This window comes from Acidovorax sp. FG48, assembly GCF_057809085.1.
The window spans coordinates 181942-208321 of the sequence record NZ_JBMDJH010000002.1; the positions used below are offsets into that span (position 1 = coordinate 181942).

Annotated in this window: 36 protein-coding genes; 5 read left to right on the forward strand and 31 right to left on the reverse strand. The window is 65.1% G+C overall.

Annotation, left to right across the window (positions count from 1 at the left end):
• Positions 1-3: 3 nt before the first annotated feature.
• A complete protein-coding gene (gene dapC / locus ACODSU_RS03770) occupies positions 4-1209 on the reverse strand; it encodes a succinyldiaminopimelate transaminase (protein WP_488840198.1) in 1206 nt (401 codons plus the stop codon).
• Between the two features lie 364 nt (positions 1210-1573).
• Here dapC and ACODSU_RS03775 point away from each other — a divergent pair, with 364 nt between their 5' ends.
• A complete protein-coding gene (locus ACODSU_RS03775) occupies positions 1574-2878 on the forward strand; it encodes a methyl-accepting chemotaxis protein (protein WP_488806818.1) in 1305 nt (434 codons plus the stop codon).
• A gap of 58 nt (positions 2879-2936) precedes the next feature.
• On the opposite strand, the gene rsxB is transcribed toward ACODSU_RS03775, so the two are convergent.
• The 3 genes from rsxB to ACODSU_RS03790 all read right to left on the reverse strand — a co-directional run bounded on the left by rsxB (position 2937) and on the right by ACODSU_RS03790 (position 6540).
• Complete coding sequence (gene rsxB / locus ACODSU_RS03780; protein WP_488840200.1) at positions 2937-3659, reverse strand: electron transport complex subunit RsxB; 723 nt, start codon at positions 3657-3659, stop codon at positions 2937-2939.
• The gene (locus ACODSU_RS03785) at positions 3656-5236 is read right to left on the reverse strand and encodes a polyhydroxyalkanoate depolymerase (RefSeq protein WP_488806792.1); all 1581 of its coding nucleotides are present in this window, start codon (positions 5234-5236) and stop codon (positions 3656-3658) included. Before ACODSU_RS03785 ends, rsxB begins: the two co-directional genes overlap by 4 nt.
• A 215-nt stretch (positions 5237-5451) precedes the next feature.
• Entirely contained in the window at positions 5452-6540 is a 1089-nt protein-coding gene (locus ACODSU_RS03790) for a GTP pyrophosphokinase (RefSeq protein WP_488840201.1), read from the reverse strand.
• Between the two features lie 226 nt (positions 6541-6766).
• Here ACODSU_RS03790 and ACODSU_RS03795 point away from each other — a divergent pair, with 226 nt between their 5' ends.
• Positions 6767-9601, forward strand: coding sequence for a bifunctional diguanylate cyclase/phosphodiesterase (locus ACODSU_RS03795; protein ID WP_488840203.1), 2835 nt, complete (start codon positions 6767-6769; stop codon positions 9599-9601).
• Here the strand turns inward: ACODSU_RS03795 and dusA are convergent.
• A complete protein-coding gene (gene dusA / locus ACODSU_RS03800) occupies positions 9594-10664 on the reverse strand; it encodes a tRNA dihydrouridine(20/20a) synthase DusA (RefSeq protein ID WP_488840205.1) in 1071 nt (356 codons plus the stop codon). The two genes, ACODSU_RS03795 and dusA, sit on opposite strands and share 8 nt — an antisense overlap.
• 105 nt (positions 10665-10769) lie before the next feature.
• Here dusA and ACODSU_RS03805 point away from each other — a divergent pair, with 105 nt between their 5' ends.
• Positions 10770-11831, forward strand: coding sequence for a tyrosine-type recombinase/integrase (locus tag ACODSU_RS03805; RefSeq protein WP_488840207.1), 1062 nt, complete (start codon positions 10770-10772; stop codon positions 11829-11831).
• On the opposite strand, the gene ACODSU_RS03810 is transcribed toward ACODSU_RS03805, so the two are convergent.
• The 23 genes from ACODSU_RS03810 to ACODSU_RS03920 form a co-directional block, all read right to left on the reverse strand.
• Positions 11828-12091 (reverse strand): pyocin activator PrtN family protein, encoded by a 264-nt coding sequence (locus ACODSU_RS03810; RefSeq protein WP_488840209.1) that lies wholly within the window; start codon positions 12089-12091, stop codon positions 11828-11830. The genes ACODSU_RS03805 and ACODSU_RS03810 overlap by 4 nt on opposite strands.
• Positions 12088-12480, reverse strand: a complete 393-nt coding sequence (locus tag ACODSU_RS03815; protein ID WP_488840211.1) for a hypothetical protein — start codon at positions 12478-12480, stop codon at positions 12088-12090. The genes ACODSU_RS03810 and ACODSU_RS03815 overlap by 4 nt, the downstream gene beginning before the upstream one ends.
• The gene (locus ACODSU_RS03820) at positions 12480-13001 is read right to left on the reverse strand and encodes a hypothetical protein (RefSeq protein ID WP_488840213.1); all 522 of its coding nucleotides are present in this window, start codon (positions 12999-13001) and stop codon (positions 12480-12482) included. Before ACODSU_RS03820 ends, ACODSU_RS03815 begins: the two co-directional genes overlap by 1 nt.
• A 16-nt stretch (positions 13002-13017) precedes the next feature.
• Positions 13018-13269 carry a hypothetical protein gene (locus ACODSU_RS03825; protein WP_488840215.1) on the reverse strand — a complete coding sequence of 84 codons (252 nt, stop codon included), beginning with the start codon at positions 13267-13269 and terminating at the stop codon, positions 13018-13020.
• A complete protein-coding gene (locus ACODSU_RS03830; RefSeq protein WP_488840217.1) occupies positions 13266-14369 on the reverse strand; it encodes an RNA-directed DNA polymerase in 1104 nt (367 codons plus the stop codon). The genes ACODSU_RS03825 and ACODSU_RS03830 overlap by 4 nt, the downstream gene beginning before the upstream one ends.
• Positions 14366-15274 carry a DNA cytosine methyltransferase gene (locus ACODSU_RS03835; RefSeq protein ID WP_488840219.1) on the reverse strand — a complete coding sequence of 303 codons (909 nt, stop codon included), beginning with the start codon at positions 15272-15274 and terminating at the stop codon, positions 14366-14368. Before ACODSU_RS03835 ends, ACODSU_RS03830 begins: the two co-directional genes overlap by 4 nt.
• Before the next feature lie 348 nt (positions 15275-15622).
• Positions 15623-16090 carry a four helix bundle protein gene (locus ACODSU_RS03840; protein WP_488840221.1) on the reverse strand — a complete coding sequence of 156 codons (468 nt, stop codon included), beginning with the start codon at positions 16088-16090 and terminating at the stop codon, positions 15623-15625.
• Between the two features lie 77 nt (positions 16091-16167).
• A complete protein-coding gene (locus ACODSU_RS03845; protein WP_488840223.1) occupies positions 16168-16668 on the reverse strand; it encodes an Lcl C-terminal domain-containing protein in 501 nt (166 codons plus the stop codon).
• A gap of 83 nt (positions 16669-16751) precedes the next feature.
• The gene (locus ACODSU_RS03850; RefSeq protein ID WP_488840224.1) at positions 16752-17396 is read right to left on the reverse strand and encodes an Lcl C-terminal domain-containing protein; all 645 of its coding nucleotides are present in this window, start codon (positions 17394-17396) and stop codon (positions 16752-16754) included.
• Between the two features lie 54 nt (positions 17397-17450).
• Entirely contained in the window at positions 17451-17942 is a 492-nt protein-coding gene (locus ACODSU_RS03855; RefSeq protein WP_488840226.1) for a hypothetical protein, read from the reverse strand.
• The gene (locus tag ACODSU_RS03860; RefSeq protein ID WP_488840228.1) at positions 17939-18235 is read right to left on the reverse strand and encodes a hypothetical protein; all 297 of its coding nucleotides are present in this window, start codon (positions 18233-18235) and stop codon (positions 17939-17941) included. The genes ACODSU_RS03855 and ACODSU_RS03860 overlap by 4 nt, the downstream gene beginning before the upstream one ends.
• A complete protein-coding gene (locus ACODSU_RS03865; protein ID WP_488840230.1) occupies positions 18232-18906 on the reverse strand; it encodes an ASCH domain-containing protein in 675 nt (224 codons plus the stop codon). Before ACODSU_RS03865 ends, ACODSU_RS03860 begins: the two co-directional genes overlap by 4 nt.
• Entirely contained in the window at positions 18903-19535 is a 633-nt protein-coding gene (locus ACODSU_RS03870; protein ID WP_488840232.1) for a hypothetical protein, read from the reverse strand. The genes ACODSU_RS03865 and ACODSU_RS03870 overlap by 4 nt, the downstream gene beginning before the upstream one ends.
• The gene (locus ACODSU_RS03875) at positions 19532-19756 is read right to left on the reverse strand and encodes a hypothetical protein (protein ID WP_488840233.1); all 225 of its coding nucleotides are present in this window, start codon (positions 19754-19756) and stop codon (positions 19532-19534) included. The genes ACODSU_RS03870 and ACODSU_RS03875 overlap by 4 nt, the downstream gene beginning before the upstream one ends.
• Positions 19753-20121 (reverse strand): hypothetical protein, encoded by a 369-nt coding sequence (locus ACODSU_RS03880; RefSeq protein ID WP_488840235.1) that lies wholly within the window; start codon positions 20119-20121, stop codon positions 19753-19755. Before ACODSU_RS03880 ends, ACODSU_RS03875 begins: the two co-directional genes overlap by 4 nt.
• Positions 20122-20163: 42 nt before the next feature.
• Complete coding sequence (locus tag ACODSU_RS03885) at positions 20164-21024, reverse strand: DUF2303 family protein (protein WP_488840237.1); 861 nt, start codon at positions 21022-21024, stop codon at positions 20164-20166.
• A 5-nt stretch (positions 21025-21029) separates the two neighbouring features.
• A complete protein-coding gene (locus ACODSU_RS03890; protein ID WP_488840239.1) occupies positions 21030-21380 on the reverse strand; it encodes a hypothetical protein in 351 nt (116 codons plus the stop codon).
• A 46-nt stretch (positions 21381-21426) separates the two neighbouring features.
• On the reverse strand, positions 21427-21675 hold the full coding sequence (locus ACODSU_RS03895) for a hypothetical protein (RefSeq protein ID WP_488840241.1): 249 nt from the start codon (positions 21673-21675) through the stop codon (positions 21427-21429).
• Positions 21672-21830 carry a hypothetical protein gene (locus ACODSU_RS03900; protein WP_488840243.1) on the reverse strand — a complete coding sequence of 53 codons (159 nt, stop codon included), beginning with the start codon at positions 21828-21830 and terminating at the stop codon, positions 21672-21674. Before ACODSU_RS03900 ends, ACODSU_RS03895 begins: the two co-directional genes overlap by 4 nt.
• A complete protein-coding gene (locus ACODSU_RS03905; protein ID WP_488840245.1) occupies positions 21827-21982 on the reverse strand; it encodes a hypothetical protein in 156 nt (51 codons plus the stop codon). The genes ACODSU_RS03900 and ACODSU_RS03905 overlap by 4 nt, the downstream gene beginning before the upstream one ends.
• Complete coding sequence (locus tag ACODSU_RS03910) at positions 21979-22221, reverse strand: hypothetical protein (RefSeq protein WP_488840247.1); 243 nt, start codon at positions 22219-22221, stop codon at positions 21979-21981. The genes ACODSU_RS03905 and ACODSU_RS03910 overlap by 4 nt, the downstream gene beginning before the upstream one ends.
• Before the next feature lie 131 nt (positions 22222-22352).
• Complete coding sequence (locus ACODSU_RS03915; RefSeq protein WP_488840249.1) at positions 22353-22568, reverse strand: hypothetical protein; 216 nt, start codon at positions 22566-22568, stop codon at positions 22353-22355.
• Between the two features lie 421 nt (positions 22569-22989).
• Positions 22990-23487: a helix-turn-helix domain-containing protein gene (locus tag ACODSU_RS03920; protein ID WP_488840250.1), complete on the reverse strand. Its 498-nt coding sequence runs from the start codon at positions 23485-23487 to the stop codon at positions 22990-22992.
• On the opposite strand from ACODSU_RS03920, the gene ACODSU_RS03925 reads away from it, so the two are divergent.
• Positions 23486-23791, forward strand: a complete 306-nt coding sequence (locus ACODSU_RS03925; RefSeq protein WP_488840252.1) for a transcriptional regulator — start codon at positions 23486-23488, stop codon at positions 23789-23791. The two genes, ACODSU_RS03920 and ACODSU_RS03925, sit on opposite strands and share 2 nt — an antisense overlap.
• Positions 23792-24111: 320 nt before the next feature.
• Here ACODSU_RS03925 and ACODSU_RS03930 read toward each other — a convergent pair whose 3' ends face one another.
• The 3 genes from ACODSU_RS03930 to ACODSU_RS03940 form a co-directional block, all read right to left on the reverse strand.
• Positions 24112-24474 carry a hypothetical protein gene (locus tag ACODSU_RS03930; RefSeq protein WP_488840254.1) on the reverse strand — a complete coding sequence of 121 codons (363 nt, stop codon included), beginning with the start codon at positions 24472-24474 and terminating at the stop codon, positions 24112-24114.
• A gap of 317 nt (positions 24475-24791) precedes the next feature.
• The gene (locus ACODSU_RS03935) at positions 24792-25313 is read right to left on the reverse strand and encodes a hypothetical protein (RefSeq protein ID WP_488840256.1); all 522 of its coding nucleotides are present in this window, start codon (positions 25311-25313) and stop codon (positions 24792-24794) included.
• A 73-nt stretch (positions 25314-25386) separates the two neighbouring features.
• Complete coding sequence (locus ACODSU_RS03940) at positions 25387-25635, reverse strand: hypothetical protein (protein WP_488840258.1); 249 nt, start codon at positions 25633-25635, stop codon at positions 25387-25389.
• 245 nt (positions 25636-25880) lie between these two features.
• Between ACODSU_RS03940 and ACODSU_RS03945 the strand changes: the two genes are divergently transcribed.
• A complete protein-coding gene (locus ACODSU_RS03945; protein WP_488840260.1) occupies positions 25881-26378 on the forward strand; it encodes a phage regulatory CII family protein in 498 nt (165 codons plus the stop codon).
• The last annotated feature ends 2 nt before the right edge of the window (positions 26379-26380 follow it).

The following is a 26380-nucleotide window of genomic DNA, read 5'->3' on the forward strand; positions in this document are numbered from 1 at the left end:
AGATCAGGCAGTACGGGATTGGATGAATTGCACGATGCGCAGCGCGGCTTCCACGCATTCTTCGGCTTCGGCCACCAGGGCCATGCGCACGCGCTGGGCGCCGGGGTTGCTCCCCTGGGCCTCGCGGGCCAGGTAGCTGCCGGGCAGCACCGTCACATTGTATTGAGCCAGCAGGGCGCGCGCGAACTCGGCATCGTCCATGCCAAGGGCTTCCGGCACCTTGGCCCACAGGTAGAAACCGGCGTCGGGCAGGGCGACTTCCATCACACCGGCCAGCAGTGGCGTGACCTGAGCAAACTTTTTGCGGTACAGCGCCCGGTTTTCGACCACATGCTTTTCATCGCTCCAGGCGGCGATGCTGGCAGCCTGCACGATGGGGCTCATGGCGCTGCCGTGGTAGGTGCGGTAGAGCAAGAAGGACTTGATCAGCGCGGCATCGCCAGCCACAAAGCCGCTGCGCATGCCGGGCACGTTGCTGCGCTTGGAGAGGCTGGTGAAAGAGATCAGGTTCTTGAAGTGGCCACGCCCCAGTTGCGCTGCAGCCTGCAGGCCACCCAGCGGCGGTTCGTCGCGGAAATAAATTTCGCTGTAGCACTCGTCCGAGGCAATCACGAAGCCGTATCGGTCGCTCAGCTCAAACAGCTTCTTCCACTCGCTGAGCGGCATCACGGCGCCCGTGGGGTTGCCGGGGGAGCAGACGAAGAGCAACTGGGTGCGTTGCCACACAGCCTCGGGCACGGCGTCCCAGTTCACCGCAAAGTTGCGGCTGGGGTCGCTGGCCGCGTAATACGGCTGGGCGCCCGCCAGCAGGGCGGCACCTTCGTAGATTTGATAGAACGGATTGGGGCAGACGACCAGCGGCTGGCCTTGCGAGGGGTCGATGATGGTCTGCGCGAACGCAAACAGTGCCTCGCGCGAACCGTTGACCGGCAGCACCTGGCAGCCCGGGTCCAGGGTCAGCGCATAGCGCTGTTGTATCCATTGTGTGAAGGCCTCGCGCAGCTTGGGTTCGCCTGCGGTGGCTGGGTAACTGGCCAGTCCACCCAGGTTGTTACTGAGTGCATCTTTGATGAACTGCGGTGTAGGATGGCGTGGCTCACCCATGCCCAGGCTGATGGGGCTGTAGGCCGCCGGGGGGGTGACTCCCGCAAAGAGTTGCCGCAGCCGCTCGAAGGGGTAGGGCTGGAGATGGGAGAGCAGGGGATTCATGGAGCGACATTATGGGCGAAGGGCGTGCGCCCAAGGCGCGCTGCCAGGTGTCGTCCACGCCGTGGCAATGGTCGGGGCAATGCGCGGAGGCAAGCCCCGCGCGCGCCGGATGGGGTTGTCAATCCGACGTAAGAGCGGACACCTAGCATGGCTCCCTTTCAAAAACGATAACGGAGACAAGATGTCTGGATTCCTACCGCTGCGCCCCGGACTCTGGTGGATGCGCAGGTGGCACCTGCCGGGCAAACTGATCACGCTGGGTATGTTGATGGCGGGCGCCCTGGCGATGGCCGCCATGGATGCCCCGTGGTGGTCTGTGGCGCTGGCCGGTGCCGTGGTGCTCTATGCCCTGTGCGCGTTGTATATGGGGCTGGCCTCCGACCTGCAGAGCGTGGCGCATGCGATGGAGCAGACCACGCGCGGCGACTTGTCGGCCCGTGCGGGTGTCAACGGACGGGACGAGGTCGGGTCTATGGCCCAATCGCTTGACCGGATGGTGCTCACGCTCTCATCCATGGTGGCGGACATTCGCAGCAACGCGGCACTGGTGGCCCATGCGGGGCAGAGCCTGGCGCAAGGCAACCGCTCCCTGGCTGAACGCACCGAACAGCAAGCTGCCAACCTAGAGCAGACGGCTGCCAGCGTAGAGCAGCTTTCGTCGGCCGTGCAGAACAACGCACAGACCGCGCGCAGCGCCGATGCCCGTGCCGCCGAGGTGCGCAAGGCCGCCGACAGCGGGGCCGAGGCCATGGCGCGTGCCGTGCAGTCGGTGGAGGCCATCCAGCAAAGCGCGCGCCGCATGACCGAAATCATCGGTGTCATCGACAGCATTGCGTTTCAGACCAACATCCTGGCCCTGAATGCTGCGGTGGAGGCCGCCCGCGCCGGTGAGCAGGGCCGAGGCTTTGCCGTGGTGGCGGGTGAGGTGCGTACGCTGGCCAAGCGCTCGGGCGACGCGGCGCGCGAGATCCGTGAACTGATCGGCGCCTCGGTCAACCAGGTGGAGGCCAGCGCGGGCCTGATCCGGTCGGCTGGCGAAGGCATTGCCAACATGGCCAGCGGCATTCGCAGCGTGGCGGCCAGCATGACCGAGATCTCCGGCTCCAGCGCCGAGCAAAGCACGGGCTTGAGCGAGGTCAGTTCTGCCGTGCAGCAGCTCGACCAGATCACGCAGCACAACGCCCAGATGGTGGGCCACGCCGTTTCGCAGGCTGAGGCGCTGGAGCACCGCGCCTCCACCCTGTCCCAGGCGGTGGCGGCGTTCCGGCTGCAGCAGGGTACGGCCGACGAGGCGGTGGCCCTGGTGAACAAGGCAGTGGCGCTGCACAAGACCACCTCGCGCGACCAGTTTCTGCGCAGCATCACCGACAAGACGCAGCCCTACCATGACCGCGACATGTATGTGTTTGTGCTGGATGCTGGCGGCACCTACCTGGCCTTTGGCGGCAACCAGGCCAAGGTGGGTACCCGCGTGCAGGACATCCCCGGCATTGCAGGCGACCGGCTGGTGAGCGACATCGTGACCCAGGCCGACCGCGCCCCAGGGTGGGTGGAGTACGACATCACCAACCCAGCCACGGGCGCGGTGCAAACCAAGATGTCCTACGTGAGCCGCGTGGGCGATTGGTACGTGGGCTGCGGCGTGTACAAGTCACTGGCCGCGCGGTAGTCCGCAGACCAGCAGTTTCTCGTCCAGAGACCTGGGCGTCGCTTTTGGGGTGCCGCTTTCAGCGCGATCCTTTTTCACGCAGCTGGCGCGCGCGCTCCATGGCGGCGGCAATGGCCGCCTTGCGTGCTTCTATGCCCTCAGCAGCCACTGCAGTGGCCGCCGGGCGCGATAAGGCGGTTGATGACAAGGCGGTTGTTGTGGAATCGGCCTGTGCACCGAATCCATCGTCCTCGACATCTTCCAGCGGCACCCGCTGGCGGTGCTGTTGGTAGCGTTGCTTGGCTTGAAGTGCCAACGCATCAGACCACGCGGCCCACCCGGTCGCGCCACCGCTGGCGTTGTCGAGCTGGATGCAGTCCACGGGGCAAACAGGGATACACAGCTCGCACCCTGTGCAATAGGGCTCGATGACGGTGTGCATTTTTTTGTTGGAGCCCACGATGGCATCGGTGGGGCAGGCCTTGATGCACAAGGTGCAGCCAATGCACCACGCTTCGTCAATGAAAGCCACCGTGCGTGGTCCCTCCACGCCGTGGTCGGCACTCAAAGGCACCACGGCGTGGCCCGTGATGGCGGCGAGGCGCGCGACACCTTCAGCGCCCCCGGGGGGGCACTGGTTGATGGCAGCCTCGCCCTGGGCGATGGCCTGCGCATAGCTTGCACAGTCGGGGTAGCCGCAGCGCGTGCACTGCGTCTGGGGCAGGGCGGCATCGATCCGCGCTGCGAGTTCAGCTAAGGCAGCGTGGGCTGGTGCGGTGCTGGCGGAAGCGGGGTGGCTCAAGCCTTGCGCGCCTTGCTCTTGCCGCTACTGCGGGTGGACGGCGCCGCCGTAGCGCTGGTCTGCGCCGTGCTCAGGTCGGCAGTGGGCTCCTGGGCGGCCCCCGTGGGGGTGGCTGCCGGTTGTACCCAGCGTGTGGCCACCGCCGTGGCACCGGCGGGCTTGGACGCAGCACGGGCTGGCGCAGGCTTGGCGGCTGCCTTGTGTGCTTTGGCCGTGGTGGTTTTGGCTACCGGTGCCACCTTGGCGGGGGCGGGCGAGGGGCTGGCGAGCTTGGGCGCTGCCGGGGCTGCAGTCGAAGCCACAGGCTTGGCGGGCAGTTCGTGTTCCAGGATGAAGGCGCGCACCTTGGGGTACACGATGTCGCGCCAGCGGCGGCCGCTGAAGATGCCGTAGTGGCCTGCGCCCTTGGCCTCCAGGTGGCGCTGCTCCTTGCGCACGATGCCGCTGCACAGGTCGTGGGCAGCTTCGGTCTGGCCTGAGCCGGAGATATCGTCCAGCTCGCCTTCCACCGTGAACAGGGCGGTGGTCTTGATGTCCTGGGGGCGCACGCGTTCCAGCTTGCCGGCGGGGGAGCGCACGTCCCAAGTGCCATTCACCAGCTTGTAGTCCTGGAATACGGTCTGGATGGTTTCGAGGTAATAGTCCGCATCCATGTCCAGCACGGCGTTGTACTCGTCGTAGAACTTGCGGTGGGCCTCGGCGCTGGCGTCGTCGCCCTTAATCAGGTTCTTGAAGTAGTCGTAGTGGCTGGACGCATGGCGGTCCGGGTTCATGGCCACAAAGCCGGTGTACTGCAAAAAGCCGGGGTAAACGCGGCGGCCGGCACCAGGGAATTTCTCCGGCACGCGGTAGATCACGTTGTTCTCAAACCATTCGTAGCTGCGGTTGGTGGCCAGGTTGTTCACCGCCGTGGGCGACTTGCGGGCGTCGATGGGGCCACCCATCATGGTCATGGTCAGGGGCGTTTTCTCGCCGCGGCTGGCCATCAGCGACACGGCAGCCAGCACCGGCACCGTGGGCTGGCAGACGCTGATCACGTGGCAGTTGCCGTAGATACCTTGCAGGTGGCGGATGAAGTCCTGCACGTAGTTGACGTAGTCGTCGAGGTGGAACTCACCCTCCGACAGCGGCACCAGGCGAGCGTTTTTCCAGTCGGTGATGTAGACCTTGTGGTCCTTGAGCATGGTGCGCACGGTGTCGCGCAGCAGCGTGGCGTAGTGGCCGGACAGCGGCGCCACGATGAGCACCACAGGCTGGCCCTTGAGCTTGGTCAGCGTGGCGGGGTCGTCCGAAAAGCGCTTGAAGCGGCGCAGTTCGCAAAACGGCTTGTCCACCTCGATGCGCTCATGGATGGCGACGCCGATGCCGTCCACGTCGACCGTGTGGATGTCGAAGGCGGGCTTTTCGTAGTCCTTGCCCAGGCGGTAGAGCAGGTCGTAGCCGGCGGCCATGCGCTGGGCCACCGAGGTCTGGCTCAGCGGCGAGACCGGGTTGCTGAACAACTTGGAAGCCGCCTGCGCAAAATCTGTGAAGGGCTCCATCAAGGAGCGCTGGGTTTCGTAGAGGTGGTACAGCATGGGGCGAAACTCCGTTTTGTTGCAGTGCAATATAGCAGCACTTGGTAACAAGCGCATGGAGTAAAACCACCAATGTCCAGTCGCCTTTGCGACAAACCGCCCTAGGCCCCGCCACAGCGCAGTGGCCCTTCAGGGAGCTGCCATGGCCCAGTCTGTAGCTATCAAAATTGGTAGCATCTGGCGCAATACACACGAGCGCTTGGCCCATTTTGTCATTATCCCTGCAGCTTGGGCTCCGCGTTGTCGTTCAGCCACGCCTCGAACGACTCGCGGGCCGAATTGCGCAGCGCGGGGCGGAAGGCGGTCTTGTTACTCAGGTACAGGCAGTGCCGGATCACCGTGTAGGGGTTGAAGCTGGCCTGGGGGTTCTGGTCTTCAAAGTGCTGCTTGTAGCGCTTGACCACGCCAATCGTCTCCCGCATCAGGCTGTTGAAACGGGCGCGTGTCATGCCTGCCGACCAGGCCTGGATGTCGTCCACAAAACCATCCACCTTGGACGGTTCAAACTCGAAGTCCTTGAAGAAATGCGTGGCGATCTTGAGGAAGGTGAAGGCGTTGAGCTCGCTGCTGGGGGCTGCAGCGCGGGCGGGGGCCTGCAAATCCGCGGCCGCGTCGGGTGCGGGTTCGGCAGTTTCGTCCGGGGCCTGAAGCAGTTCTGCCGCTGTGGCATCGCGGATCTGGCGGAACTCCCGGTCGGCCAGTTCGAACAGGGCCGACAGCACGTTGATGCGCCGCTTGAGCTGCCCCGGGATGGATTTTTTGTACTTGATCTTGTGGTCCAGCACGCTCCACGAGTCCTGGATGATGGTGCGCACCTGCAGTTCGAAAGGCCACTGGGCATACGCCGCGTGTTCGGGCAGGTCGCGCTCGGCCACGCTCAGCCGCAGGTCCAGGTGCAGCCCCTTGTAGCCAAACGACGCCTCGGTGCTCTCCACGGCCGACACCTTGTCGGTCACATCAATCACCGCGAAATGGGCGCGAACTATCTGTGCGATCTTTTCCAGCTCGTCTTCATACAGGCACACCACGCGTACGCCAATCAGGTCGGTGATGTAGGCCTGAATGTCGTAGGGCGTGTTGCTTTCTTCCAGCGCAGGCCGGTACTTGCGCACGAACTTGCGCACGCATTCATCCACATCCTTCACCCGGCCCTCGACCTTGGTGATGTCCACGCCGCCCGCCTGGGTCACCACGGTCGCCACGCGCGCCGTGAGCGCTGCGCAGGCGTCTTCCAGCGCTACGGCTTGCGCCGCATACCAGCTGCGAAATTGGGATTCCTCCTGATCGAAATCAAGCGATGCCATGCCAGGCCTTTGGGTTGAGTGTTGCCGGGTTGATTGGTGAGAGCTGGTGCGCAGGCACGGGACTGCCGCACAGCGGGTGCGAGCATAGCCGTACAGCGTTCGCAAGCAGTGTGCAGTTTGTGCGCGCAAATGCCCCTTTTCGGCGCAGGACAGATGCTCATAATGGTGCAGCCCCTCGGGTCCACAGCCTGTGTACCGCCGACGCGCCTCCACCACCCAGGATGCCATGACACCAGAACCCGCTCCGCACACCGATGCGCCTGCACCGCAGGGGCCGGTGGCGTGGGCGCCCGACGGGGTGGCTGGCACGAGCAACCACCGTTGGTTGCCCGTGGTGCTGCCCCCGCTGATTGCGCTGCTGACCTTGGGCCTGACCTTTCTGTACTGGCAGAGCGAAGAGAAGAACACGCGGGCCAAGCGCGAGCAGAACTTTGAGGTGGCGGCCGACCAGATCGCCTACAACCTCAAGGACCGCATGGCGACCTACGAGGTGGTGCTGCGCGGAGTCAAAGGCTACTTTGAAGGCTCGGAGCGCATCGACCGCGCTGAGTTCCAGGCCTATGTGAGTGCGCTGCAGTTGCAGGCCACCCGGCCCGGGCTGCAGGGGGTCTCGCTGATCCTGCAGTTCCCCGGCAATGCGCTGACCGCCCACCTGGAGGACATGCGCCAGCGCGGCTTTGACCAATATGCGGTGCGCCCGTCCGGCGAGCGCGCACTGATGGCCCCCATCACCCACATCGAACCGCTGGAGGGCCCCAATCTCAAGGCCCTGGGCTTTGATGTGCTGACCCTTCCACCCGCCAAGGAGGCGCTGGACCGGGCCCGCGACACCGGAGCGCTGGCGTTGTCGGGGCGGCTGACCCTGATGCAAAACGCAGCTCCGGGGTTGGTGATGTACATGCCCTTGTACCGCGCCGACGCCGACAACGGCTCGGTGGAGGGCAGGCGGCAAGGGCTGGCGGGCTGGGTGTCGGCGCCGTTTCTGATGGAGGATGTGATCCACGGCATGTCCCGTGAATTTGACGCCGACATCGGCCTGCAAATCACCGACAGCACCCCGGGCGCGGGTGCCGTGTCCCCTGTTGCCATCGCTGGAGACGCCGGTGCCGCCTCAGGTGTGCAGCTGTTCAGCAACCTCAAGGCGCCGGCCCTGGGGGCGGGTGGGCAGCCTTTGCAGGCGCGGCGCGAGCTGGAGCTGGGAGGGCGGCGCTGGACATTGCAGATGGCACCCCAGCCTGGCTTTGTGCAGCGCTTTCAGGACGATGGACACCACCCGGTGGCGCTGCTGGGCACGGTGCTGAGCCTGATCCTGGCCTGGTTCACCTGGCTGCTGGCTACGGGGCGCGAGCGTGCCGTGGCCCTGGCACGGGACATGACGGCCGAGCTGCGCGCCACCCGCGACGACCTCGAAAGCACGCTCAGCGCCATTCCTGATCTGCTGTTCGAGCTGGGGCTGGACGGCTGCATCCACCACTACCGTTCTGCCCGATCAGGAGAGCTGGCGGTGCCGCCCGAGATGTTTCTGGGCCGCCTGCTGCGCGATGTGGTGCCGCACGAGGCCGCTGCCGGATGCCAAGCGGCGCTGCAAGCGGCGCACCACACCGGGTATTCGTCAGGCCACCAGTTCCGGCTGGAGCTGGGCGGGGTGACCCACTGGTTTGAGTTGTCGATTGCGCGCAAAGAGAGTGCCGCGCCTGGCGACGAACCCCGGTTCATCGCGCTGTCGCGCGACATCACCGAGCGCAAGCAGGCCGAGGCGCGGTCGCACCAGCTAGCGTACTTTGATGCGCTTACCGGCCTGCCCAACCGGCGCATGCTGCTGGACCGCATGGAACACGCTTTGGCCAATGCGCAAAAGGCCGCCCAGGTGGGGGCCGTGCTCTACATCGACCTGGACAATTTCAAGCAGATCAACGACGCGCGGGGGCACACGGTGGGCGACATGCTGCTGATGCAGGTGGCGCAGCGGCTCACGCAGTTGCAACGCCCGGGCGACACCGTGGCGCGCCTGGGTGGGGACGAGTTTGTGGTGCTGGTGCACAACGTGGCGTCGGACATGGAGTCCGCCGGGCGCGCCGCGCTGCTGGTGGCCGAAGAAATGCGTACCGCGCTGGAGGCGCCGTACACCATCGACACCCACCTCTACAGCACCACCGGCAGCATCGGCATCACGCTCTTCCCCAAACGAGGCGAAGGTGTGGAAGACCTGCTGCGCGAGGCCGACACGGCCATGTACCGTGCCAAAGACCTGGGGCGCAACCGCATCCGTTTTTATGAAGCGGCCATGCAGGCCGACGTGCAGGAGCGTCTGGCGCTGGAGCAGGACCTGAAAAAAGCGCAGGCGCTGGGCCAACTGGCGGCCTTTGTGCAAAACCAGGTGGATGCGGCCGGCAACGTGGTGGGCGGCGAGCTGCTGATGCGCTGGGACCACCCCGTGCGCGGTAACGTCCCGCCCAGCCGCTTCATCCCGATTGCCGAGGCCTCGGGCCTGATCCTGCGCATGGGCGACTGGATGATCCAGCAGGCCTGCGAAACCCTGGCTCGCCTGCAGGGGGCAGGGCATGCGCTGTCTCTCTCGGTCAATGTGAGCGAGCGGCAGTTTCGCCAGGACGACTTTGTCGAGCGCGTGCGCCACATCCTGGCCCACACCGGTGCCAACCCGGCCCTGCTGATCCTGGAGGTGACCGAAAGCCTTTTGATCGAAGACCTGGACGACACCATCGCCCGCATGACCGAGATCGTGCAGCTGGGTGTGCGCTTTTCCATCGACGACTTTGGCACCGGCTATTCGAGCCTGGCCTACCTCAAACGGCTCCCGCTCTACGAGCTGAAGATCGACAAGAGCTTTGTGGACGACACACCCGACGACCCCAACGACACGGCCATCGTGCAGTCCATCACCTCGGTGGCCCGCCACCTGAACCTGCGCGTGGTGGCCGAGGGGGTGGAGACACGCGCCCAGGCCGACTTTCTCGTTGAGAGCCAGTGCGAGTGCCTGCAGGGCTATCTGTTCGGCCGACCTGAGCCGCTGGCGGCCTGGGTGGGACGGTTGATTAGGTAGTTGCTGCTGCCAGCGCGCCCGGCTCTGTTTGCTGCTCGGGCGCAGCGCTCGCGTAGGCCTGCATCGCTAACGCATGCACCTCCCGCGCGGGGCGGTCCTTGAGCAGGTGGTTGCTCCACACCTGGCGCCAGATGCGGGCGCCGGGCAGGCTGTGGCGCAGGCCCAGCATGTGGCGGGCGATGTGGGGCCAGGGGGTGCCATGTTGCGCGGCTTCGCGCTCCATGTACTCGACCATGGCCAATTCCACTTCTTCGCGGGTCAGGGGGCAGGGAGTGCCGCCGTAGTAGAGCTGGTCCCAGCGGGCCAGCCACCAGGGGTTGTGGTACGCCTCACGGCCGATCATCACGCCGTCCAGATGTTGCAACTGCTCCTGCACCACGTCATCCGTGGTGATGCCGCCGTTGATGGCGATGGTGAACTGCGGAAACTCAGCCTTCAGGCGGTGCACCACCTCGTAGCGCAGGGGAGGGATGTCGCGGTTTTCCTTCGGACTCAGGCCCTGCAGCCACGCGTTGCGCGCATGCACGATGAACACGGTGCAGCCTGCCTCGGCCACGGTGCCGATGAAGTCGCGCACAAAGCCGTAGTCCTCCACCTTGTCGATACCGATGCGGTGCTTGACGGTGACGGGCACGCTCACCACGTCCTTCATGGCCTTCACGCAGTCGGCCACCAGCAGGGGGGCCTTCATCAGGCTGGCTCCAAAGGCGCCGCGCTGCACGCGGTCGCTGGGGCAACCGCAGTTCAGGTTGATTTCGTCGTAGCCCCATTCCTCACCCAGCCTGGCGGCCTGGGCCAGTTTGTCGGGCTCGTTGCCGCCCAGCTGCAGGGCCACGGGGTGCTCTTCGGCGTTGTAGCGCAGGTGGCGCTCGGTGCCGCCATACAGAATGCCGCCTGCGTTCACCATCTCGGTGTACAGCAGGGTCTGGCGGGTCAGCAGCCGGTGAAAGTAACGGCAGTGGCGGTCAGTCCAGTCCATCATCGGCGCCACTGACATTCGCCAAGGGCTGAATTCTTGCGGGTTTCCTTGCTGTGCAAGGCTTTGGGCTTGGTTCTCGGTCATTTTGGCTCTGTCTGGTTTTCCGCCGTTTTGCCCGGTTTTCACTGGTTTTTGGTCTGGTGGTGCTACAGTGAGTGCTACAAATTTGGGCTTGTAGCACCGCACTCCATGGGCACTATCACTGCGCGCAAGCGCGCCGACGGCACGACCTCTTACACCGCGCAGATCCGCATCAAGCGGGATGGCAAGGTGATCCACAGCGAGGCGCAAACGTTCAGCCGCAAGGTGCTGGCTGAAGAGTGGAAGCGGCGCCGGGAGTCGGAGTTGGAGGCGGTACGCGCCAGCGGGAAACCCTTGGTGAAGGGGGTAACGCTGGAAACGTTGATCACGGATTATGTCAGCGCGGCCAAAAACGTGACCGAGTGGGGGCGCAGCAAGACAGCCGATATCAACCGGCTCAAGGGCACGGCCCTGGCGGCCAAAGACGCCACCAAGCTCACGGCGCAGGATTTCATGGAGCATGCGCGGTTGCGCCGGTCTGTGGATGGTGCTGGCCCATCCACGGTGCTCAATGACTTGATCTGGCTGCGCCAGGTGCTGATGCATGCGGCCGTGGCGCGTGACCTGCCGGGGCCGCTGATGGCGCTGGACCGAGCCCGGGAGGAGCTGCTACGCGTGCGGGTGGTGGCTAAGTCGCGGCAGCGGTCGCGCCGGTTGTCGGCGGATGAGGAAAGCAGGCTGCTGGCTCACTTTAAGAGCCGGGATGCCCGGGCCAAGATTCCTATGGTGGAAATCATGCTGTTTGCGCTGGCCACCTCGCGGCGGCAGGCGGAGATTTGCAGCCTGCGCTGGGTGGATGTGGACATGGACAAGGCGGTGGCCTGGCTGGATGATGTGAAGCACCCACGCCAAAAGAAGGGCAACCGGCGCAAATTCCGCATGCCAGTGGAGGCGGTGGCGATCATCAAGCGCCAGCCCAAGGCGGCGGGCAAGGATGCCGGGCTTGTGTTCCCGTTTAATTCAAAGTCGGTCAGTGCGGCATTCACCCGGGCGTGCAAGCTGCTGGAGATTGAGGACTTGGACTTCCACGACTTGCGGCATGAGGCCACCAGTCGGTTGTTTGAGCGGGGCTACTCCATACAGGAGGTGGCCCAGTTCACGTTGCATGAAAGCTGGGCCACCCTCAAGCGCTACACCCACCTGCACCCAGAGGATGTGCCCGAGCGCTAGGGCGCTGCCTCGGCCGTCTGCATGCGCTCCCAGTCCTTGCGGGCCTGCTCTTTGACGGCGTCCAGGTGCTTGGCCAGCTGGTGCGCGTCCACCAGCCATGGGCTCTTTTGCGAGCCGATGCGGAAGGCGGGCACGGGCAGGCGCTGGCGGCCGGCGTATTCCTCGGCCTTTTTGGGGGACAGGCCAAATAGGCTGGCGCACTTTTCTACGGGGATCTGGGCCGTGCCGTATTCGGCCATGAGGGCGAAAAAGGTATTCATGTTGCTTGCTCCTCATCCGGCGGCGAGTAGTCCCACTTTTCGATCAGCTTCATAGCCTCGGGCGGCAGCGGGTTGGCCGCCAGCTCGGCGCGGGCCCGCACCCAGCCTGCGCACAGGCGGCCGTCGTTGGGTGCGTGGCAGCGGAATGGCCGGCCCTCTGCAGCTGCTTTGAGAAAATCCATCTGCGTTTGCAGGCAGCCGTTGGGCACGGTGTTGGGTTGGCATGCGCAGGTTTTGCACATTTCCGCCCGCAGCATTGGGGCCTGCACGTTGGCCAGGCCCTGGGCTTGCAGGCGCTGCAGGCCCAGGGCGGCCAGACGGGTGGTGTTCTTACCCATTGCTTGGCCTTGGGGGCTGACGCGGCTGTGGGTTTTGGTTGGGTTGTGCATCAGGCTCCTCCTGGCTCGGTGGTGTAGGTGGTGGCGGATAAAGCAACGGCGCAGTGCAAAGCAATCTCGCGCGTGTATGCCACCAGGTCACCCTGAGTGACGCCGTGCACGCCTTCTGACCACACCAGTGAACCGGCCCCGTGGTTCAGCAGGCTCTTAATGCCGACGCGCTGGGCGGCCTTTTCGATCAGTGCCATTTCGCCATCGATTGGCGGCGCTGCCGCTTCGCGGGTCGTGGTTGTCTGTTGGGACGCTGGTTTGTAGAGGGGCTGGGCGTCTGGGTGGTTGATTGGTTTTTGAGACCAAAGGCGGATGTTCCCGTTGTCAGAAAACACGGCGTAGGCCACTAGCTCCTGGGTATGGCTTGCCCCAAGCTGAAACCACTTCCAATCGCGTGCCACTGCTGGGTTCACATAGGTGCCACGGCGCGAGCGCCTCAGCTTGAATGACGGATCGCTGGCCAGCGCCTCGAACTGGGTGCGCAGCGCTTCGGGTGCTTGGTCTTTGGGTAGGGCGGACATGGTGGTCATTGATGACTTACTGCAATGGGGTGATCCGTGCCGGTGTCTGCGGCATGGTTTGGGTGATGAACTGCGCGGTGCCCAGCAGGCGTGCGGCTGCCATGTCGCAGCCTTCGGCGCGGGCCATTGCGACGCCCACCACGCTTGCCAGCTTCATGAGGTAGTTGCCCAGGTTCTCGGCGCTGTCCATGCGGCAGGCGTTCAGGTAGTCGCTGACGGCTTTGGTGGCCAGCGTTTCGGCTTCCTCTGGGGTTGCGGGGTTAGTCATGTCTCATTCCTCCGAAATACCTTGCTCAAATTCATCCCTTCCACTGCATGCCCGCGCTTGAGCAGTGCTCGGCACACTGCCGCCCGCTCCTTGTGGCTGTGGCTGGCCTGGCGCACCAGGCCCAGGTAGCTGTTGCCTGCACTGAAGACCTCGGCTGCTGGCATGTGCTCGATGCGCTGCAGGGCGCTGGCTAGGGTGCGGCGCCGGGTGGTGCGGCGCCAGGGCTTGATGACCTGGCCCGCAAAGTCGATGCCCCGGTCCACCGGCTGCAGGATGGTCTTGCTGGGGTTGAGCTGCACGCCAAGGTGCGCGGGCAGCCAGGTGGTGATGTCGCGCAGCGCGGCGCTGAGCCACTGGGCATCGGGGTGCAGCAGCACAAAGTCGTCCACATAGCGCACATAGTGCGGCGCGCGCAGCTTGTGCTTGGCGTACTGATCCAGGCCGTCCAGCAGCACGTTGGCGAAGAACTGGCTGCTCAGGTTGCCAATGGGCAGGCTGGTGTCGGCGGGCGCGTTGAACAGGCTCTTGTGTGCGGGCACGCGGCGCAGGGTGCTGGCCTTGCCGCGTACCTCCACGTCGCTGCGCGGGTCGTGCATCAGGATGGTGGTGGCCAGGGCCCGCCACCAGGGCTCATGGATGCGGGCGGCCAGGCGCTGCAGCAGGATGGGCTTGCGGATGCTGACAAAAAAGTTGGCGCAGTCGCACTTCAGATAGAAGGCGGGGCAGGCCCAGTTCTGGGTGCAGCTGCGCACCTGGGCCTCCAGCCGCTGGGCGCCGTACAGGGTGCCCCGGCCTGGGATGCACGCGCAGGAGTCGGCCACAAAGGATGCCTCGAAGCGCGGGCCGATGTGGTTGTACAGCAGGTGATGCACGATGCGGTCGCGGAACTGCGCGGCCCACACCTCGCGCGGCTTGGGGCGGGTGATGGCAAAGCAGATGCTGCGGCCGGGCCGGTAGCTGCCGTCCAGCAGCTCGGCGTGCAGGTCGCACAGGTTGCGCTCCAGGTGCTGCTCAAACTCGCGTGCGCTGGCGGTGTTGCGCTTGTGCTGGCGGCAGTCGATGTAGGCCTGCAGGAGGGTGTTGAGGGTGGGGGTAGTCATGCCGCGGCCTTTATTGCGTTGATCACGTCGCGCGCCACGATGGGCACCACGGCGTTGCCCAGCATGTGCATGGCGTCCCTTGCGCGCTCTGGCAGGCGGTATGTGTCGGGAAATCCCATCGCGCGGCGGCATTCAGGCACGCTCAACATGCGCATGCGTTCGCCGTCCACCACGGCCCAGCGGTCGATGGTGGTGATGGTGCCCAGTGGGCGGCCGAGACTGCGCCCTCCAGGTTCGTTGCCGTAGTAGGCCGTCACGAACCGGCTGCCGTGGCGCGCCCTGCCGTGGGCTATGCGTGCCAGGGTGGTGGCGGCGCGGCCCGGCTTGTGGATGGGTTGCCAGCGCCCTGCGTCAAAGTCGATGATCTGGCCGCTGCCTATGTGCGGCTGTGGTTGCAGGGCCAGTTCGATGGGGTGTTTGCTGCGCGTGGCCACCACAAACAGACGGCGACGGTGCTGGGCCACGCCGTGGTCGGCTGCATCCAGAATCATCGGCGCCAGGGCGTAGCCCAGTGCGTGCATGGCAGCGCACCAAGCCGGGTAGAGTTGCCATGCAGCGAACTCGGGCACGTTTTCAACCAGCACCACGGCGGGCCGGTGGCATTCAGCGGCGGACACTACGGCCCAGGCGGTGGAGCGCATGGCGTCGTGGTGGGGGCGCTCTTTGCCCTTTGCCTTGCTGTGGCCCTGGCAGGCTGGAGACGCCATGAGCAGGTCGTGCGCTGGCACGATGCGCCAGTCGGCCTGCTGCAGGTCTTGGCAGGCATGGGTTGTTGTGGGGTGGTTGTCGGCATGCACGGCCACGGCTGCGGGCCAGTGATTGGCCGCCCACACCACTGTGCAACCGGCCATGATGGCGCCGGTGCTGAAGCCGCCTGCTCCGGCGAAGAGATCAATGGCTTTCATGGTGGCGTACAGAAATTGGGTGGCGGGCGATGAAGCCCGCCTGGGTGGTTGAATCTGCGGACAGGACGGGCGCGGAACTCGTTGTCCTTGTTGTTGGCGTTGCTGTTGCCGTACTCGAAGTCCTGGCACCAGGCGTTGTTGCGCGAGTACTGCGAAGCGTCGAGCTATCTACGTCGCCCTGCCGAAGGCTTGCGCAGCCGATCAGCGGGGGAACTGCGCCGGACCGGGTCGCGCTGGTGTGCCGCGCGGTGGTATCCGTGGTGCGCCTGGCGGTGAGGCCTGCGGGTGTGCAGGCGCCCAGCGGCTCGACCAGATTCATAAAGCGCACGGGCATGGCGGCCTTGGCTGTCATGCTGCAGGCGCTGCGGCGTTGTCGAACAGGCCGGGTGTGTAGCCGGGGCCTGCTGACGTAATGGCGGTGGCGCTGCTGGGTGCGTCGCCGTCGCCGGTGTGCACGCCCATGCGGGCGCGGGCGTTCTTGAGCCAGCCGTTGGCCATCTTGCCGATGGTGTCGGTCAGCTCGATGCTGGTGGCCCACAGCTTGGTGGCGATCAGCCGTTTGGCGTGTGCGGTGCGCAGCAGGATTTGCGCGACCTGCAGGCGCTCCAGCAGCTGCTCCAGGTGTGTTGCCCGGTCTTGCGGCTGGCGGGCGGCGTTGGCGCGACCGATCAGCACCAGTATCTCAACACACTCATCCGAAATGCGGTACCCCATGGACGCGCGGAACGCGCGGGGTATGCGGGCCTGCACGTCGGTGCACAGGTCCAGCAGGGCGGTGCCTTGTTTGTGGATTTCGAGGTCGGTGGCGAGAGACATGGGTGCAAAGCGGGGTCGGTGTGGGCCAAAAAAATCGCGCGGACGGCGCTACGCGCCGTGCTGCTGCTGGGGAGGGCTTAAGTGTTCAAGGCTTGAAGTTGAACTCTGCGGACAGGACGGGCGCGGAACTCGTTGGCCTTGTTGCGGGCGGTGCTGCCGCCGTACTCGAAGTCCTGGCACCAGGCGTCGTAGCGCGAGCACTGCGAGCTGCTCCAGTACCAGTCCTTCTGCTGGAAAAGCTCTGGCACGGTGGCCGACAGGGCGCGCAGCTCGGCGGCGGCGGGCAGGTACCAGTCGGTATGGCCGCCCAGGTCCAGGGCCTGGATGCGCAGGGCCAGTTGCAGGCCTGCGGCGGCCATGGCCTCGGTGTTGGAGCGGCCGTCTGTCTTGCTGTCGGCGCCCGCGATGGTGGTGTAGTCCTCAGACCAGGTGGTGTCTTCAATATCGGCCGATGCCTCTGACACGATCAGGGCGTAGTCCTCGCTGCCGTCAGCGGCGGCGCCGCGCAGAATGGCGCCGAAGTGCCCGCCGTGGGTGGAAAGGAGGGTGCCGAACAGTGGGAGGGTGATGGTGCGCATGGGGTGCTGCCTTTCAAAAATTTGCGTCGGACCGGCGCTGCGCGCCGGTGGTGGGTGGGTGAAAGTGGCGAAGGGGTGAAGGACTAAAGTTGAATGCTGCGGACAGGACGGGCGCGGAACTCGTCGTCCTTGAGGTAGGCGTCGCTGCCGCCGTACTCGAAGCCCTGGCACCAGGCGCCGTAGCGCGAGGACTGCGAGCTGCTCCAGTACCAGCCCGAGGTATTGAACACCTGGGGCGCGTGCAGGTAGCACATCAGCAGCTCGATGCGGCTGGGCAGGTGGTAGTCGGCGTGGCCGTCTTCGGTGTATTGGCTGGCCCAGGTGGCGGCGGGGTGACCTTTGCCGCTGGCGGTCAAGGCGGCGGTGTTGGCGCGGCCATCGGTTTGGCTGGTGGCGCCTGGGGCCTCTTCTCCGTATGGGCCCCAGGTAAGGTCTTCGGCCTCGTTGGTGCCCACCACCAGGTGACGGGCTGGCAGGCCAAATTGGGTGGGCAGGGTGCAGATGTAGATGCCGCCCTGGCCGGGCCATGGCTGGCCGGGTACTGGTGGCGTCAGTGCGGCGGTGGGCGCTGGTGCGGGAGCGGATGGGGCTGCCACGGTGCAGAGGGTGGTGCTTTCAGCGGCGCGCTGCAGGGACTGCAGAATCTGCAGCGCTTGGTCCATGCTGCTGGGTGCGGCATGCGGGGCCTCGTGCTGCAGCAGGGTGATGTTGACGGTTTCGATGTGCATGGTGGGTGCCTTTGTGGTGGTGGTGGTGGGGTTGGTCGGGTTGGTGGTGGGGGGTTAAGCAGCGGCGGCCAGCATCTTTCGGCGCACATGCACCATCTGCTCGGTGCTCCAGATCACGGCCTTTTCGGCCAGGCCGAAGCGGTCCAGCTCGATGAGGCTGTCGAACACCGAGGCGGCGGCGCGGGCGGTCAGCAGCTCGGCGGCGTTGAAGCCAACGCGGCCGGTGCGGGCGTGGCGCAGGGCGATGGCCTCATAGGTGTTGAGTTGGTCGTTGATGGCGGCCATGGCCTCGGGGGTGAAATCGGTGCCGTCTTCGGCCAGCAGGCGCATCAGCTGCGAGTAGGTGAAGCCGGTTTCCATCCAGTCCCACAGGTCGGCGCGGTCGGCGGTGCCGGAGGTAAAGCGGTTGATCAGGTCCCAGTGGATGAGCTGGGCGTCCAGGCGCTGCTGCGGGCTGGTGCTGGTGCGCCAGAACTTGGGCATGGCCTTGGGCTGCGCCAGGGGGGCGCGCTTGGCAAGGCTGGCCAGGCGGTGTGCGGTTCTCATGGCTGGGGTACCTCTTCAATGTGGCCGTCAGGGAAGTGCAGGCGGTTGCCCACGCGGCTGGGCAGGTGGTAGGCGGCAAAGCGGGCATCGGTCAGCCCGGGGTTGCGGTCCAGCTCGGGGCAGCGGTAGTGGGGGCTGTTCAAAAACTCGCTGCGCTCGCGCGCCTCGCGGTCCACGCGCTCGGCCTGGGCGCGGCGGCGGGCTGCGTTGGCGGCGCGGGTGGCGGCGCTCTTTTGCACCGGCGTGGGGTGGCGGGCCTCGTAGCTGCCGGGTTCGGGGGTGGGGTGGGTCATGGCAGCCTCTGGAACTCGATGGCCCACACCCAAGGGTTGCTGGCCCAGCTGGCGGGGCCGTTGATCTGTTCCCATAGATCGTGGTACCAGAGCTTTGCCAGTAGGTCCACGCTGGCCTGCTCTGCGCCGGGTATGGGTTTGTCGGGGCAGCCCTCGGCGCGCGCATCGTCTGCGCTGATGTCCTGCAGGCGCTCCACGCGCACGCTGGTGATTTCGAGGGTGATGCGGCTGGCCCAGCGGGGCATATGGATGCTGGGGCGCCAGCCCTGACGCATGACGTCGTCGGCGTCCGTGTACTCAGGCTTCGGCCCGCCGTCTGCGGCATATTCGCAATGCGCTGGGTTTTGGTATTGGTGGATGTGGCTGGCATAGTGCCAGTCAGGGTCCGCATCAACCTCAAACTCTTGCAGCAGTGGTCCTTGCCATGTCTCCCGCACCCACAGCCGGTCGCCGGGCTGGCCGTAGGGGCAGACAATCTCGCGGCCGTATGGCTCCACTGAATCGTCCAAAGGCACAAGCGGCGCGGGTGAGCCGTCACGCGATGTCACGCCGGGGCCACCCACGAATTCGGTGGGCTGCGGCTTCATCACCCGCCGCGTCTGCGTCTTGCTGCCATCCAGCAGCGCGCGGACCATGGGCCCGCTGAAAAGGATGGGGCGCTCTTTGCTCATGCCACCACCTCGCCCCGCGCGCTGCACTGCGTCGTCAGTGTCTGGTACCGCTCCACAAACGCATCCCGGTGGTGCCGCCAGCTCATGGCCACGCGCACGGGGCTGTTCAGGTCCACGGTGTCCAGCGGCAGCACCCGGGCGCCTGGGGTGTCCAAGATGGGCCAGGGGGCGTTGGTGGCGGGGTCAAAGCGGGTGAGGTCGCGGCGCTCGGTGGCCAGGGCGATGAGGTCGGCCTGCTTGATGGCTTCGCGCCAGCCGGTGTAGGTGGCGTGCAGGCCGTAGTGCTTGCGCATCAGCATGGCCAGCGGGTTTTCAAACGCCATCCATGCTGTGCCCAGCTCCCACTTGACGGGGCTGGCCGCGTCGCCGCACAGGCATTCGTGTGCGTCGTGCATCAGGGCCGCGCGCTGGGCGGCGGGGCCCAGGCCCATGCCTGCCACGATGTCGCACACCAGCAGGCTGTGCTCGGCCACGCTGTAGGGGCGCACGGCGTGGCCGGTGAAGCGGTTGATCTGCGCCAGGCTGTGGGCAATGACCTCGATGGTGGGCATGGTGCCCAGCATTGCGGCGGGGCCGCTGATGGGTTGGTCGGCGCCGTGGGCGGTGATGATCCAGTGGGAGGGGGTCATGCTGGCGTGTCCTTGCTTGGGGTGCTGGCCTGCGCTTTGGGCAGTGCCAGCAGGTAGACGGCCTTGAAGTGGTCTGCAGCCTCGGTGCCAAAGGGGTAGGGGCAGGCGTCATTGATGCTCTGGCCTTTGCCTGCTGCCTCGGTGGCCTGCTTTTCGATGGTGGATTTGCTGACGATCATGGGAAGGCCGGGGTTTTTGGATGCAGAGACGCGCGGGCTCATGCGGTGGCCGCTTCGGTGGTGGTTGGCGCGCTGGCTGCGCGGCGGGGTGCCAGCTGCAGGCGCACGACGTAGCCGCGCAGCTCTGGCAGGGGCGGGAAGGTTTGCGGGCCGGGGTGCACGCGCAGGCGCTCCAGCTCGGCGTGCAGTGGCGTGCCTGGGGTCAGGTCGCCTTTGTGGGCCGCCCAGAAGGCTTGCGCCTCGGGGCCGATCCAGCGCACGCGGTAGGCCTCTTTCTCGTCGCGGCCGTTGTGCGGGTTGCGGCCCATGTTGTCCACCAGCACCAGGTCCAGGCGGAAGGCGCCGCCGGGCTCTGCGCCGACGGTGGGGCGCTGTTTGCTCATGAACAGGGTGCCGGTGTGGTGCATGGGGTTGCTCCTGCGTGCTGCTGAATTGATAGCGGCTGGCGCTTATGGCTTGCCGATCAGCACCGTGTAGCCGCTTTGTTCGCGCACGGTGTTCACGTAGCCGGTGAAGGCGTCTTCGACGGCGCGCTCGGGGCGCTCCAGCTCGTACCAAAACTTCACGCTGCCGCTGTGAATGCGGTACTTGAGGCGGGCGGTGAGCTTGTAGCCTTCGCCGTTCTTGAAAATGCGCAGGCCCAGGGCGAAGGTTTGCGGGATCTTCAGCGTGCCGTCGGCGCCCGCTGTGGCGTTGATGACTTCGTTGTAGGTGAGCTGGGTCTGGCCGTCTTGCAGGCGGCGGGCGCTGCTGAAGTTGATGCCGTTGGTGGCCTGGATGGTGGTGGCCACGGTCAGCAGGTTCTGCGCCTGGTCGCCCTGGATGTCTGCCAGGTTGTCTTCGATGAACTCGGCAAACTCGGTCTGGCCCATGTTGACCGTGTTCTTGTCCATCCACTTCTTGAACTCGGGCGTGTACACGGCGGCAAAGGTGGCGCGGTGGTCGCGCCAGCCGGGAGCCAGGGTGCTGCGCTGGTCGTTGAAGACGGCGGTGATGGTGCGGGCGTCGGGGTCGGCGTAGATGTAGCCGCGCTCTTGTGCCACCTGGTCGGCGCAGTAGGCCAGCAGGCTGTGCACGTCGCCCAGGTTGACGGTGCCCTGCGCGCGGCGGCGGTGGGGCTGGGCGGCCTCGATGATGGCGGTGATGTCCTTCAGCTGATAGCCGTCGGGCAGCGTCATCATGGTGGCGCCGTCGATGGTGCGGGGCGCCAGGGCGCCGGCCACGTTGGCGGCCAGTTTCTCGGCAATGCTCAGCGCCTCGGGTGCGTCGTCGGCGCTGATCACGCCGAGGGTGTTGGTGGTTTCGTCCATGGTGCTCAGGCCTCCTTGAATTGAGCGGGTGGGGTGGTGGTGGCGACTTCACGCAGCTCCAGCGACTGCTGGCGGGGGTGGTTGCGGGTGGTTTCACCGTCTTCGGTGAGGTAGAAGAAGTCCGTGGGTGTCTCGGGCTTGGGCAGGGCCAGGGTCCGGTCCACGGTGATGTTCACGCGGTCGATGTCGCCGCCGCTGGTGTTGCGCACGGCAGGCACGACCTTGATGGTCAGCGTCAACTTGCCAGCGCGGCCGGTGACCTGCACGGTGCGCAGCAGCTCGGCCAGGTCGCTGGTCAGCGCGGCGTGCGTGCTGCCTTCGTTGATCTCGTTCAGGAGGTGGGCAAAGGATTTCATGGCGTCCTTGTGTGTTATGAAATTGATAGCAACCGGCGCAAGTGCATCAAGCGCCAGCGCTCAAAACCAATGCGCCAACGATGGCGAGCACGACGCACGCGCCCCACAGGGCGATGCTCAGCAGCTCGGCCCGTGTGGCTGGTGTTTCGTCGGCAACCTCGCAGGCCTGCGGCGTGGGGCAGGCCTTGTGGCCCTGGCGGCAGGCGTTGGCGGCGCAGGCGCGGTAGGTGGGCGCTGTGTGGCTGCCGGTGCGCGGGCGGGCGCGGCGGTCGGTGAGGGGGTGGGTGTTGGTCATTTCAGCCACCCCACCAGCACGGCGAAGGCCACGCCCAGAAAGAAGCCAGTGACCTTGCCGTACCACCAGCCAGCGGTCCAGGCGGCGTCGGCGTTCTGGCTGCGCAGGGTTGGCAGCGCGGTGGGCTTGCGCAGGGGTTGCGGGCGGGTGGTCATGCCAGCACCGCCTGGGCCAGTGGGGCAGCCGTGGCCGCATGCACGCCGTGCAGGTCCATGGCGTTGATGATGGCCATGCATGCGCTTTCGGCCATGGCGATGTAGTGCAGGCCGGCGCAGTGGACGGCAAAGGGGCGCAGGGTGGGGGTCATGCGGCACCGCCTTGCACCTGCGCCCAGCCTTCAAACGTCATGCGGCCCAGCACTTCGGTGATGGTGACCTTTGGCGCCGTGGTCGCGGTCTGGCCTGGCAGGGGGGCAAAGTCTTTGGCGCAGCGCGTGGCCTGGCGGCGGGTGGGCCAGCGGAATGTGGCGCGCTTGCCGGTGGTCGGGAAGTGGACCTCTACCAGGTATGAGGTCTTGGCCTGTGCGGCGGGGGCGGTTGTTTGCATCGTTCCTCCAGGGCGCCGGGGTGGCGTGTGGAGGAAATAGTAAAGCATTACTTTTCTAAAGTAAAGCATAGGTGTACCGCTGGGCGCGAAAAAACCGCCTGGATGGCGGTTTGTTTTGGTGACCGTGCGGCCTAGAGGCGGCAGGATGCGATGGGCCTGTTGCCGCTGAAGGGCGAGAAGATCAGGATCTTCCAGTTCTTGTCGTCGAAAGCGTTGGTTTTGGCGCGCATCGATGCCGCCACATCCCTGCATGTCAGCGCAGCGTTGCTCGGTGATATGGCCAGTGTGGTTTCAATGGTGCTGTCGCTGAGGATGTTGGAGTTGATGTCGCAGGTGGTGGCGCCCACCTGTTCAAAGGCTTTGCAGATGACTTGGGCAAATTCGTAGGCGCTGGGCTCTGTGCGGCGCTGTGTGGCTGCGGGCGGAGCGGGTGCGGGGGCTGGTGCTGGAGCGGGCTTCGGCTGTACTGCAGTGGCGCTCTGTGTTGGCGGGCTTTTGCGCACGGGTGGGGGTAGGGCGATTTCGCTGCCATCAGCTGCCCTAGCTTTTACTGCGCCATTGGGGCAGCCGCCCAATTGCTGCGTAATGACCACGCCGTTTGGCATGGTGCACTTGACCTGTGCATGGATGGTGGGAGCGATGGCAATTGCCAGAAGGACGGCGGTAGTTGTGCGAATCATTGATATGTGTGCATTCGTTTCTTGGAGTTACGAAACATGCATGCTAGGCTTGCGCGGCACGAACTGCAACACGATTCCGCGCGGCCTTTCAGGCGTTGTAAGTGCCGTTGCTTTTTGCAGGCGGCGACTCGTGCAGCAGGCCCTTGATATAGCCTTCGACCATTCCCTTTTGGCGCTCGGTGAGGTTGGCGTACTCGGTTGCGCTGATGCTAGCGAACGGCCACCCGGTGTTGCCGTAGTGTATCGGCACTGGTTCACGCGCAACATGTGGTGGGCTAGGGGCGGGTGTTGGATCTGATGCGCTCGCATCCAGCCACCATTCGAGCGGGTACCCCAGCACTGTGACAAAAGTCTGCAGGTGCTTTTTGTCCACGCGGCCCGTCTTTAGCCAGCCCTGCACGGCTTGCTTGCTAACTTTGCAACGCTCAGCGAATACGGCCTGACTCATGCCCCTTGTTTGTAGGGCACGCCTGAGCTTTTCGGCCATAAGCTGCGAGGTTGAAAGCATTGCTTTATCGTAGGGGTTGCAAGTGTGGTCGGCCAATGCTTTACTATGGGCAAGTAATGCTTTACTATCCACGGCCATGGAAACCCCCAACTTCGCGGCTTTGCGTCGCGCCATTGAAATTTGCGGCAGCCAGCGCGCTCTGGCGGCTGCGCTGCAGATCTCGCCTGTGGCTGTAGGGCAGTGGCTGCTGGACACGGAAAACCAGAACTACCGGCCTGTTCCACCAAAGCAGTGCGTGCGCATTGAGCAAATCACTGGTGGCCGGGTCTGTCGCCGCGAGTTGCGCCCGCATGACTGGCAGGATTGGTGGCCTTCTGAGGTCGATGCGCCCGCCCAGCATGCCCGCACTGCTACTGAAACCGTAGCGGGGGTGGTGGCATGAGAACCCTTGCGGACTTTCGAGACCGGTTGCAAAGCGACTTTCAGCTGCTTGTGGACCGTTGCACAAGCGGCGAGCTTCTGGCGCGCAGGCGTGAGTTGATGAGGCGTGGCCCCTATTTCTGGTGGACGCCTCTGCCTGACGGGTCTGTGCAACTTGACGTGTCGCTGCAATTCTGCCGTTTGGTGGATGAGGTGCGAGGCAGAGGCGCCACGCCGTTCGAGTATTCCACTTCGCTGGCGGGGGCTGTTTACTCAGCCGAGGGGCAAACCTGGTTTCGTGTGGTGATACCTGCTGACCGATCGGGCTTGGAAGCATTGCCGTCAATGTCGGTGTACATCCCCGGGCGCGCTGACGGTACTTTGACTGTTGAAACTTTCCAGTGCCCCGCGCAAGCCGTCCAGTTGGTCGGGGTAAAGGCGCCAGCTGGTCCAGCCCAGCCCCAGGTTGCGCAGCCGAAGGATGACGGTGCCGTTGCTGGTGGGGTTGTCCATGATCAGTGATGGCGAGTCCTGCGTGAGTGTTGGCAGGTTGCCTGCAGGGGTGTCGCTGGGTCGTTCTGGTACGCCCGGCGTCATCTGCGCCCGCAGCATGGCCAGTGCACGTATCAATTCTTCGACTCCCGCTGCGTTCAGCTCGGTATTGATGGTGAGCTGGGCGCTGGTTTTGTCGGCGTTGAGTTTCATGGGTGTCCCTGTCGAAAGGTGGTTTGAAGTGAGAAGCGCATTGTCTTTCGATTGCGGATGCCCGCCCTTTGCTTGGTGCGCGCACGGCGCGATTGCCCGCACTGCTACTGAAACCGTAGCGGGGGTGGTGCATGCATAAGCGTCTGCGTAGCGTGAAAAGTGGTCCCCTTTCTGGCAAGTGGGTGCCTTTGAACCCTTCGGCTGCTGCGTTGGCGCGCTTTTGTGAGCATTTCGGTGTTGCTGGGCGGCCGATAGGTCGGGGTGTTGATGATTCTCCGCAGTCCGCGGTGTCTATCCGTCTGTCCGAGCCCGGTCGTTCACCAATCCCTTTGTCCCCATCCGGGGCTGCCGGGGTTGATGACAGTGCGCTGGGGCTTGGCTTTGAGGGTGCTCGGTGCGGTGGCAACGGAGCCATTGCACAGGCTGCAGTGAGCGACGTTGTAGGCGATGCGCAGGACGCTCTTCTTGCCGGCATCGAAGCACGGTTGACAGAGGAAGTGCGGCGGCTCATCGGCGCGCTCGACCAGTTCGCTGGGCGGGCGCAGCTCATAGGCAAAGAACTCCCCGAGAGTTCCCACTTTGGCAAGGCGATAACGAGCCTTCTCGCTTTGCTCAGCCTCCAGCTCGCGTACGCGCTGCGTAAGGACCTGGATAAGCCCATCCTTCTCGATGATGGCGCCGAGTACCTGCGAGGTTTGGGCCTGACTTTGGAGCAGGCGTTCCGTGAGGTCCGCCTTGACGGCCGCCGATATTCCGCTGTCGCGTGCGCTGATGACAGCTTTGACGATATCGGCGAGCGCGCTGGTCGAGGCGATGAATGATGAGATTTCAACGGCCATGTTTGGTGCAGCCCCGTGCGGGAAATGGTAGGTGGTACTTCCATTCTTGCACGGGTGCTGCCACCTCCTCGCGCTACGACAGCACCCGTCGCCGCAGCTGCGCCAGCGCCTGCAAGGTGCCTGGGTCCGTGCTGCGTGTGGCTGCCATGCGTTTCTGGGCCAGGGTGCTCCATCGGTGCAGTGCGTCGGCTGTGAAGGTGGGCTCGCACTCCAGCACCAGCACCAGCTGCTGCAGCAGTAGCTCCATGGCGGCCAGGCGCTGGTCTGTGGTGGGTGGTGCTGTTGGTTCGTTCGTTTGCGTGTCTGCCATTGGTGTGGGCATGCGTTTGTCCTCGGGTTGCCGTTGGGGTGGCCTGGGGTTGGTCAATGGTTCTGTCACTCGCACCTCCGTCCATGCCGCATGGCGGACGGGGTGCCTCCTTACCCCTTTTGTTCAGGGTCGCAGCGCGCAGGCAAGTGCGCTGTGTTCCGCTGTGCGGGGTGGTGCGGGTGCTTTTTCTTGGGAGTGATGGCATGGGGATAACTGTCTCAATTCCGCCTGGTCTTGCCCACGTCAGCGATGAGGCGATGGTCAACAGACCCCCTGCGGGTATGGACATCCTCGATGTGATCTATCACACGGTGCACGGCTTTCCGGGTGGTACCGCTGTGCTGGCGCAGCGCATGGGCATGACGCTGGACGTACTGCGCCAGAAGGCGAATGTGAATAACCCGCAGCACGTGTTTCACCCCCGCCAGTTGCTCGACCTGATGTACTTCAGTGGCAATGACGCAATCCTGCACGCGATGGCGGACCACATGGGCAAGGTGGTGGTGAATGCCACGCCTGACCAGACTGGTGGTGACATGCTGGAAGCCAGCATGCGTGCGCAGGTGACGTTTGCTGACCTGATGCGTGCCGTGGCAGACCCATTGGCACGCATGGCGGGGCAGCCGAGCCAAGCTGTGACTAGCAACGAAATGCGCCGAGCGGAACATTGCGCGCAAGAGCATCAGGCCGCGATTGCCCACATGCTGGGCACGATGAGAGCGCACATGCGCAAGGCGCCTGGGGGTGAGCAGTGACC